Raw genomic sequence first — 1,147 nt, forward strand, 5'->3', positions numbered from 1 at the left:
ACGGCGAGCCAGATGCTCCACCCGTCGTATCGGCACCATCGTCCAGGCCGTCCACACACTGCTGACCTGCAGCTATTCAGGATGAAAGAGGCTCAGTGAGCTTCTTCGAGTTGGCCACCGATCAGGTGACGGCCGCGAAGCGCAACGAGCGAGGCCCCGGGCTGTTGATTGAGCCTTTTCCATCTTGATCAGTTGGCGAGTTCGAGGGTGACGATGGCACGGACGACGGCTGTGATCCGAGTGGTGCTGCAGCGGAGTTTCCGCAGGAGCCGCCAGCATTTGAGGGTGGCCATGGCGCGTTCGCCGTGGCTGCGGATCTTGGCGTGATCGCGGTTGTGACGCCGGCGCCAGTCGCGCAGTTTCTTACCTCGGAACGGGACGCGGACTGCAGGACCTGCGCCTTGATACGCCTTGGCCGCCCGGCACTTGATGTGGTCTGCGGTCAGGGCAGCGGGGATGCCGTGGGCCGGGGCCGCGGTGAGATCGTGCACGGCTCCAGGTAGTGCGTCCGAAGCCCAGATGAGACGGCCGGCTGGGTCCGCAAGGACCTGGATGTTCATCCCGTGCTGCTTCTTCTTCCCCGAGTAGTACGGCTGGTCGGCGGCGATGCGGTCGATCGGCAGAAGGGTGCCGCCGAGGATCACGTACGCCTTCTTCCGTACGGTCTCCCTGGCCCGTTCCAGCGTGGGCGCGAGGGCGGCCAGGAGGTCGACGGCCTCGCGTGTGTATCGGTAGGCCGTCGCGACCGCGATGTAGAAGCCTGCTGCGAGGCGGGCGTAGGTGTCGCCGCAGCGCAGGTGGGCCAGGACGAGCAGGACCTGCCGACCGCAAGTCAGGCGACGCCAGCGCGAACCGATCCGACGGCGGTGACCTGCGAGAAGACCGGAGAGGCGTTGCAGGGTGCGGCTGGACAGATCGATGCCGGACGGGTAGACAAGCGCGCGAAAGCTCCTGGCGGACTGGTGATCTTGGTCGTGAACCCGTCTACCAGGAGCTTTCTTCATGCCCGCCGCCGGGGCCACCGTCCCAACCACCCGTCAGGTTGGAAGAGGCTCAGTGAGCCCTTTCCAACCTGCTTCGAGTGTGCGGCTGTTGGGCTGACAACGTGGTGAAGCCCCTGGTAGATGGGTTTTCGACCAAGAGAACC

At 65.3% G+C, this 1,147-nt stretch carries 1 protein-coding gene and 1 pseudogene; one reads left to right on the top strand and one right to left on the bottom strand.

The features are described from left to right. Positions 1–85, top strand: a pseudogene (locus ACZ6IM_RS42680) (IS5/IS1182 family transposase); the annotation flags it as partial. A 103-nt stretch (positions 86–188) separates the two neighbouring features. Here ACZ6IM_RS42680 and ACZ6IM_RS42685 read toward each other — a convergent pair. Beyond that, complete coding sequence (locus ACZ6IM_RS42685; RefSeq protein ID WP_319218968.1) at positions 189–1,004, bottom strand: transposase family protein; 816 nt, start codon at positions 1,002–1,004, stop codon at positions 189–191. Positions 1,005–1,147: the final 143 nt, after the last annotated feature.

The organism is Streptomyces sp. NPDC042336, assembly GCF_055581985.1.